General features: G+C 62.9%; 6 protein-coding genes, 2 rRNA genes and 2 pseudogenes. 6 read left to right on the top strand and 4 right to left on the bottom strand.

Annotation, left to right across the window (positions count from 1 at the left end; genetic code table 11):
• The 4 genes and pseudogenes from Y705_RS0106225 to Y705_RS17865 form a co-directional block, all read left to right on the top strand.
• A 23S ribosomal RNA gene (locus tag Y705_RS0106225) occupies positions 1–1,169 on the top strand; the annotation flags it as partial.
• Between the two features lie 186 nt (positions 1,170–1,355).
• Positions 1,356–1,472, top strand: a 5S ribosomal RNA gene (gene rrf, locus Y705_RS0106220).
• Positions 1,473–1,607: 135 nt separating this feature from the next.
• On the top strand, positions 1,608–2,099 hold the full coding sequence (locus tag Y705_RS0106215; RefSeq protein WP_026532231.1) for an SRPBCC family protein: 492 nt from the start codon (positions 1,608–1,610) through the stop codon (positions 2,097–2,099).
• An 11-nt stretch (positions 2,100–2,110) separates the two neighbouring features.
• Positions 2,111–2,842 (top strand): annotated as a pseudogene (locus tag Y705_RS17865) (FAD-binding oxidoreductase); the annotation flags it as partial.
• 105 nt (positions 2,843–2,947) lie between these two features.
• Here the strand turns inward: Y705_RS17865 and Y705_RS0106205 are convergent.
• Positions 2,948–3,868 (bottom strand): ISL3 family transposase, encoded by a 921-nt coding sequence (locus Y705_RS0106205; protein ID WP_253908515.1) that lies wholly within the window; start codon positions 3,866–3,868, stop codon positions 2,948–2,950.
• Positions 3,869–4,237 carry a transposase family protein gene (locus tag Y705_RS23600; RefSeq protein ID WP_253908514.1) on the bottom strand — a complete coding sequence of 123 codons (369 nt, stop codon included), beginning with the start codon at positions 4,235–4,237 and terminating at the stop codon, positions 3,869–3,871.
• 113 nt (positions 4,238–4,350) lie between these two features.
• Here Y705_RS23600 and Y705_RS21155 point away from each other — a divergent pair.
• A pseudogene (locus Y705_RS21155) lies at positions 4,351–4,941 on the top strand (FAD-binding oxidoreductase); the annotation flags it as partial.
• A gap of 342 nt (positions 4,942–5,283) precedes the next feature.
• Positions 5,284–5,553 (top strand): hypothetical protein, encoded by a 270-nt coding sequence (locus Y705_RS22685; RefSeq protein WP_049822360.1) that lies wholly within the window; start codon positions 5,284–5,286, stop codon positions 5,551–5,553.
• Positions 5,554–5,620: 67 nt separating this feature from the next.
• Here Y705_RS22685 and Y705_RS0106185 read toward each other — a convergent pair whose 3' ends face one another.
• Together Y705_RS0106185 and Y705_RS21150 are read right to left on the bottom strand one after the other, a co-directional pair.
• Positions 5,621–6,979: a DUF4032 domain-containing protein gene (locus Y705_RS0106185; RefSeq protein WP_026532229.1), complete on the bottom strand. Its 1,359-nt coding sequence runs from the start codon at positions 6,977–6,979 to the stop codon at positions 5,621–5,623.
• A 137-nt stretch (positions 6,980–7,116) separates the two neighbouring features.
• Positions 7,117–7,511 (bottom strand): TOBE domain-containing protein (locus Y705_RS21150; RefSeq protein WP_155849956.1); only part of this gene is annotated, 395 nt, incomplete at its 5' end.

The following is a 7,511-nucleotide window of genomic DNA, read 5'->3' as shown; positions in this document are numbered from 1 at the left end:
ATCGGGGCCGCAGAGACCAGGGGGAAGCGACTGTTTACTAAAAACACAGGTCCGTGCGAAGTCGCAAGACGATGTATACGGACTGACTCCTGCCCGGTGCTGGAAGGTTAAGAGGACCGGTTAGCTCACTTGTGGGCGAAGCTGGGAATTCAAGCCCCAGTAAACGGCGGTGGTAACTATAACCATCCTAAGGTAGCGAAATTCCTTGTCGGGTAAGTTCCGACCTGCACGAATGGAGTAACGACTTCCCCGCTGTCTCAACCATAAACTCGGCGAAATTGCAGTACGAGTAAAGATGCTCGTTACGCGCAGCAGGACGGAAAGACCCCGAGACCTTCACTATAGTTTGGTATTGGTGTTCGGTGTGGCTTGTGTAGGATAGGTGGGAGACTGTGAAGCCTGGACGCTAGTTCGGGTGGAGTCATCGTTGAAATACCACTCTGGTCACTCTGGATATCTAACTTCGGCCCGTAATCCGGGTCAGGGACAGTGCCTGATGGGTAGTTTAACTGGGGCGGTTGCCTCCTAAAAAGTAACGGAGGCGCCCAAAGGTTCCCTCAGCCTGGTTGGCAATCAGGTGGCGAGTGTAAGTGCACAAGGGAGCTTGACTGTGAGAGAGACATCTCAAGCAGGGACGAAAGTCGGGACTAGTGATCCGGCGGCACATTGTGGAATGGCCGTCGCTCAACGGATAAAAGGTACCTCGGGGATAACAGGCTGATCTTGCCCAAGAGTCCATATCGACGGCATGGTTTGGCACCTCGATGTCGGCTCGTCGCATCCTGGGGCTGGAGTAGGTCCCAAGGGTTGGGCTGTTCGCCCATTAAAGCGGTACGCGAGCTGGGTTTAGAACGTCGTGAGACAGTTCGGTCCCTATCCGCTGCGCGCGCAGGAAATTTGAGAAGGGCTGTCCTTAGTACGAGAGGACCGGGACGGACGAACCTCTGGTGTGTCAGTTGTACTGCCAAGTGCACCGCTGATTAGCTACGTTCGGATGGGATAACCGCTGAAAGCATCTAAGCGGGAAGCCTGCTTCAAGATGAGATTTCCATACACCTTGAGTGTGAGAGGCCCCCAGCCAGACCACTGGGTTGATAGGCCGGATGTGGAAGCAAGGACTAACGACTTGCGAAGCTGACCGGTACTAATAAGCCGATAACTTACACCACACCCCCACCCCCCTGAACCGGGGGATCATGGGGTGAAAGATCATATGCTACGCGTCCACTATGCGGTTCCCAACCAACAAAGGAACCACAACACAATACAAGTCCAGCACGATCAACGGACCCCACAGATTTACCCCACCCCACGCCCCGGACAAACCCGGGCAAACCGGTGGCGGTAGCAAGGGTTACGGCGGTCATAGCGTGGGGGAAACGCCCGGTCCCATTCCGAACCCGGAAGCTAAGACCCACAGCGCCGATGGTACTGCACCCGAGAGAGTGTGGGAGAGTAGGACACCGCCGGACAACCATTACAGGCTAGAGGCCCCACCACCGGTGGGGCCTCTACCCTTTTAACCCATCAACGGCACCCCGTCGGCAGGCACCCAACCGCGGCCGCGAAGGAACCAGCACCGACCCCACCACCGGTAAGGTCGGATCATGAGTGACTTGTTCTCCCACCCCGCGTCGGAACCACCCCCCGAGGGCCCTGTCGGAGATGTTCGCGCCGACGTGACAGTGTCGGCCGACCGCACGCACTCCTGGGCGGGCTTCACCGACCACATCCATCTATGGTGGCCGGCGTCGCTGCTCAGCGTCTGGGGAAGCGAAAGCTTTTTCGATCTTGAATCGAACGCTCTCGTGGAGACCTCACCGGAAGACGAGGAAACGGTTTGGGCTGAAGTAACGGACAGCGCCCCTGATGCGAGCCTCGAGTTGATCTGGAGGCACCGCCCGGGAACAGCTCCCTCCACCTCGGTCTCCATTACGTTCTCGGAGGTCGGTGCATTCGGTGATGCCCGGACAGTGGTGTCCGTCGAGCACGGCGGATGGGAACCAGCCGCCGGGGCCGGTGAGCTTCGCCGCCGCTACGAGGAATTCTGGCCGGAAGCGCTCAACCACTACGCGAGATTCATGGGAGGCGCGCTGTGAGCCGGCAGGGAATGACCGGGTCCGTAGCTGATGAATTGGTGCGGCTGCTGCCCGGCCGGGTGTCCATGGCGGAAGCCGACCTCCTGAGCTACAGCCAGGATCAGGGACCAGTGACGGACAGGGCACTGCCGCTTGCCGTTGTATGGCCGGAGACCATTCAGGAGGTGCAGGCGGTTCTGAAGTGGGCAAGCGGCAGCATGGTCCCGGTGGTGTGCCGTGGGGCCGGGAGTGGCGTGTCCGGTGGTGCCCATGCAACTCTCGGCTGCATCGTGCTGAGCCTCGAACGCATGAACGCCATCCTCGCGATCCGCCCTGAAGATGAGGTTGCCGTCGTCGAACCCGGTGTGATCAACGCCGACCTCAATTCTGCCGTGGCAGCACATGGGCTGATGTTCGCGCCGGACCCCGCGAGTTACCGGTGGTCGACCATCGGCGGAAACGTAGCAACCAATGCCGGCGGTCTGAGGTGTGCCAAATACGGAGTGACCCGCGATTCCGTCCTGGCTCTCGACGTCGTGCTTGCCGACGGAACCCTGATTCATACCGGGCATTCGACGTTCAAGGGCGTCGCTGGGTATGACCTGACAGCCCTGCTCATCGGCTCGGAGGGAACGCTCGGAATAGTCGTGGGAATCACCGTACGGCTGCGGTACCTGCCGGAAAGCGTCAACACCATCGCAGCGTTCTTCCCCGACGTTCGCTCGGCCGCTGCCGGGGTCCTCGCAGTAGCTCGTGCCCGGGTACACCGCCACCTCACCAGCCGGCAACACCTACACCACCCACCCCGAACCCACACCCGCCTAACCGGCTCTTCACGGTTCGTGGGGAATGGTGTGCTGAGGTGAGTGTCATGCCGCCGTGCGGGTGGCACTGGTTAGCAGGATACGTGATTGGTAATTGTGTGGGTTGCGGTAGCCGCGTCCGGTGCGTTTGATGTGCTTGATCGCGGTGTTGTTCGCCTCGACTTTCGCCGTGGTCGCGCCGGTGGTGATGAGGACTTCGATCTCGGTCCACCACCGGCACACGGTGCGGTAGAGGCGGTTCGTTTCGGGCTGGCCTGCCAGGTTCACGAGCCGCTCGAGTTCTGCTTTCGCGGCGGCCGCCTCGTGAAGGGAGCCGGTGCGTAGCAGTGCCCGGAGTTGTTCCTTGACCTTCCAGGCGGCTTCGAGCCGGCCGGTCGGATCATCGACGGCGAACACGACTTCGAGGCGGTTCCTTCCCCGGTCGGAGAGCTTCTCGGCGCCCTTGAGCAGCAGGCGCCGGTTGGCCCACACCGGGTCGGTGGACCGGCCCCGTCGGCCCTTGGTTTCCTGGGTGAGCCGCTGGCGGACCTCGGTGAGCATGGCGTTGCCGAGCATGCTCAGATGGAACGCATCCACGGACACCGCGGTGCGCGGCAGCCACATCCGCAACGCCTTGCGGAACGCAGCGGACGGGTCGATTGCGACAACCTGCACGCCGAGCCGCCACGCCAGCGGGCGGGCCTTGAGCCAGTTCCCGACGCCGGTGCTGTCGCGGCCATCGACGATGCCCAGGATCTGCCCGGTGTCCAGATCCACGATCGTCGACATCCAGGGCTCGTACCGGGTCCAGCGCTTCGTGGTCAGGTCCTGAAAGAAGCGCACGGACCGGTACCGGTGCTCATCGATGCCCAGCATCCGAGGTATCAAAGCGTCCACGTCCGGTAGCCGCTGGGCTGCCTTGTTCACCGCTTTTTGCACCAGCCACCAGGACACCCCGAACGAGGCAGCGGTCTCCGCAGCAACCACCTAGATCGGAAGAGCACACGTCTGAACTCCAGCCGTCAGCCGGCGGGTGGACCGGGCGAACCTGGGCACTTCGATGGTGGCCTCCGTGAAGGACTTCCGGGCGCACAACGACTCGTCGCAGAACCACCGCCGTTTCGCCCAGATGAGCTCCACTGGACCGGCGACCGGGATGTCGCGGACCCGCTGGAGACGGCGTTCCTTCCGCCGGGAAGAGACCACTCCGCAGGCCGGGCAGCCCGGTGGATCCGTAGATTCGACCGTGATCCGGCGCTGACCGAAAGACAGCGCATCAGCGTCCAGGACCCGGTATCCGGGCAGGTTGAAGATGGTGGTGGCAGCGTCAATTGCCGCCGAAGTAGGCTTAGGCAAGGCTCGTGGTTCCTGTTCAAGATGATTGCGTAGTAACACTCATCTCAGCAGGGCCACGAGCTCCTTGCTATCTACGACACGAGCCCGCTTCCCCACGAACCGTGAAGAGCCCCCATGGGTCTCGGCTCGCTGTCCGCGGAGGGGCACTGCTGCTCCTGCAGACCGATGGATTCGGGGCGGATCAGGAAGCGGTGGTCATCCGGCAGGTGCTCTCCGGGGTGGGCGGCGCCCTGTCCGAGGTCGGGGCCGGGGAAGCCGCCGACCTGATCGAATTGCGCCGCCACAGCAGGGGAGACGCTGTGGATCATGAGTACCGGGTCGGCGAGGACGTCGCCGTGCCGAAGTCCCGTCTTGTGGACTACATCGAGGCGCTGGAAGGCATCGCCAAGCGTCAGGAAGTGCACCTGAAAGTTGTCGCCCATGCGGGTGACGGCAATCTCCACCCTACGTTCTGGGTTTCCCGGGCAGATGGACCCGCCGCTCTTGAGCGGCTGGGCGTAGCACTCGATGAATCAGTGCGCGTTGCGCTGGAGTTCGGGGGAACCATCACCGGTGAGCACGGGGTGGGCCAGTACAAGCTTCGATGGCTGCCGTAGGAGCAGGCTGAAGAAGTGCTCGAAATCCAGCGTCGCATCAAGGACGTTTTCGACCCGCGCGGCATCCTGAATCCCGGTAAGGCGATCGTTCCGGCCGGGGAGCGGTGATGCGCGGACGGCTTGACCTCGGGGCCCGGTGCTAGTGTTCTTCCAACCGCAAGAGCTCAATCACTCGTCACATTGGGGGCAATTATGTCAGGAAATACTCCAGGTTCGCATTCGGACGGACCGGAACAGAACGATCCGGGAGCGGGTCAGCCGCAGTATGGTCAATCGTCGCAGGGTCAGGCGCCGTATGGTCAGTCGTCGCAGGGCCATTCGCCGTATGGCCAACCAGGGGACCAGTCGCCCTACGGCCAGTCGCCGTACTCCTCGACCGGTGGAGGCTACCCGGGCCAGCAGGGCTACGGGACGCCGCCAAGGAACAATCCCGGCCGGACACTCGGGATTGTGGGTCTCATCCTTGCCTTCATTCCCTTCCTCAACCCCGTCGGCCTGATCTTCAGCATCATTGCCCTGGTCAAATCCAAGAAAGCCGGGATGGGTAACGGACTGGCGATCGCGGGCATCATCATAGGCGCGCTTGCGACGATCGGCCTGATTCTTATCATCGCGGGCCTCGTCGCTGCTGCGCCGCTGATCCAGGAAGTGGCTGAATTCTGCGAGCAAGCCGGTCCTGGTCCGCAGGTCTTCAACGGCCAGGAAATCACCTGCCCGTGATGGTGGAACGCGACAGTTAGGGAGGCTGGCAACCAAGTGGTTGCCAGCCTCCAGTGCAGTTCCAGGCCTAGCTGCTCTCGAAGCTGTTGTCCCCGTCGAGACCGATGGACTTGGAGTCGGCGGTGAGCATGATCTCCGCTTCGTCCCGCCGGTGCCGCAGTTCGGAGTCGAGGTACGACTGCACGGCCTCGGCCATCGGGACGTTCCGATCTTCCCGCTCGGACATGTACCAGCGGTGCTCGAGGACCTCGTGGACCACTTCGGCCGGCTCCAGTTTTCTACCGAGCTCCCGGGGAACTGCCCGGACAATGGGCTCGAACACTTCGCTGACCCACAGGTGTGCGCTCAATTCCTCGTCCAGGTTCGGGTTGTTGTCGGCACGGTAGACGTCCATGTTGTTGAGCAGGCGCCGCGCCTGGTTCTCCTGTGCGTCGAGGCCGGTCAATCGTAGAAGGCGGCGGCTATGGTGGCCGGCGTCCACGACTTTCGGCTGGAGCTGGATCTGGCTGCTGTCCGCGGCCGTCTTGATGGCATACTCCTCGACGTCGAACCCCAGCTCGTTGAGCCGTCGGATCCGGGCGCTCACGCGCCACCGCTCGCCCAGCTCGAAGGATTCCTGTTCCGTGAGTTCGGTCCACAGCCGCCGGTAGCTGTCCATGATGAGCTCGCTGGTGGCGAGCGGGTCGACCTTCTCCTCGATCAGCCCGCCTTCCGCCAGATCCATCAATTCACCGGCGATGTTCACCCGTGCTATCTCAAGGTCGTACTCCCGTTGGCCACTGGACAGCTCGGGGTAGAGCTCGCCCGTTTCGGCATCGACGAGGTAAGCCGCGAAGGACCCTGCGTCCCGGCGGAACAGGGTGTTGGAGAGTGAGACGTCGCCCCAATAGAAGCCGATCAGGTGCAGCCGCACAAGCAACAGTGCCTGCGCATCGATGAGGCGGGTCAGGGTGTCACGCCGCAGTGTCTGTGAGAACAGGGCACGGTAGGGCAGCGAGAATTTCAGATGCCGGGTCACCAGAACCGGGTCCAGGTCCTCACCCTCCGGGGTGGCCCGGCCCGAGATGACGGCGACGGGCTCGACGCACGGGACGTCCAGGCGCTGCAGCTTGCGAAGCATGTGGTACTCGTGCCGGGCGACGTGTTCGCTGGTCTCCTTGATCGCGATCACGGATCCGCCGAGATGGGCAAACCGTACAACGTGCCGGGAGATACCGCGTGGCAGGGCAGCCAGGCTTTGAGCGGGCCATTCCTCCAGGGCTACCTGCCAGGGAAGGTCCAGCAGTTCCGGGTCCGTGGCCGCTGCGGTGATGTTGAGTGACCCGAGCGTCGACGGCGATGCCGCTGTCCGGACCCGTGGAAGCTTGCCGGCCTGGCCGTAGTCGGTCGGTTCGTCGTGCCAGTTGGCGTTGGAAGCCTCGGTCATGGTTTTGCCTCCGGGTCACGGTGTGGAAGGGGGGACCTTGTTCCAGCCTAATTCCAGAGCGCGGTTAACGCAGGACGCGGCGGTCCTCCGGTTGCCGGGGCAACCAGCGGACCGCCGCGTACAGAGCAGGCGCCGGATCAGACCGTCTCAGCCAAGCGAAGCCCTGAGGAGGTGTCGAAGAGGTGCACGTGGCCCTGCTCGGGACGGACGTACACGGTGTCACCCTTCATTGGAGGGCGGCGGCCGTCGACGCGGACCACCATGTCGTGGTCCTTGCCGTTGAGCGTCGTGTGCCCGTAGATGTAGGCGTCGGCTCCGAGCTCCTCGACGACGTCGACCTCCACCTGCAGGCCTTCGCCAGTGGAACTGAGGACCAGGTCCTCAGGTCGGACGCCCAGGGTGACGGTGTTCCCCGCAGCGTTGCGCAGGATGTCGTCGGGCACCGGGTAGACGATGCCCCCGAAGAGGACGCCGCCATCCGTGACCGGCATCTCGAGCAGGTTCATGGCGGGGGAGCCGATGAACCCGGCGA

Origin of the sequence: Arthrobacter sp. H41 (assembly GCF_000520535.1) — a bacterium.
Lineage (GTDB): Bacteria > Actinomycetota > Actinomycetes > Actinomycetales > Micrococcaceae > Arthrobacter_D.
The sequence above is the reverse complement of the archived record's forward strand: the minus strand, read 5'-3'. Positions and strand labels throughout refer to the sequence as shown.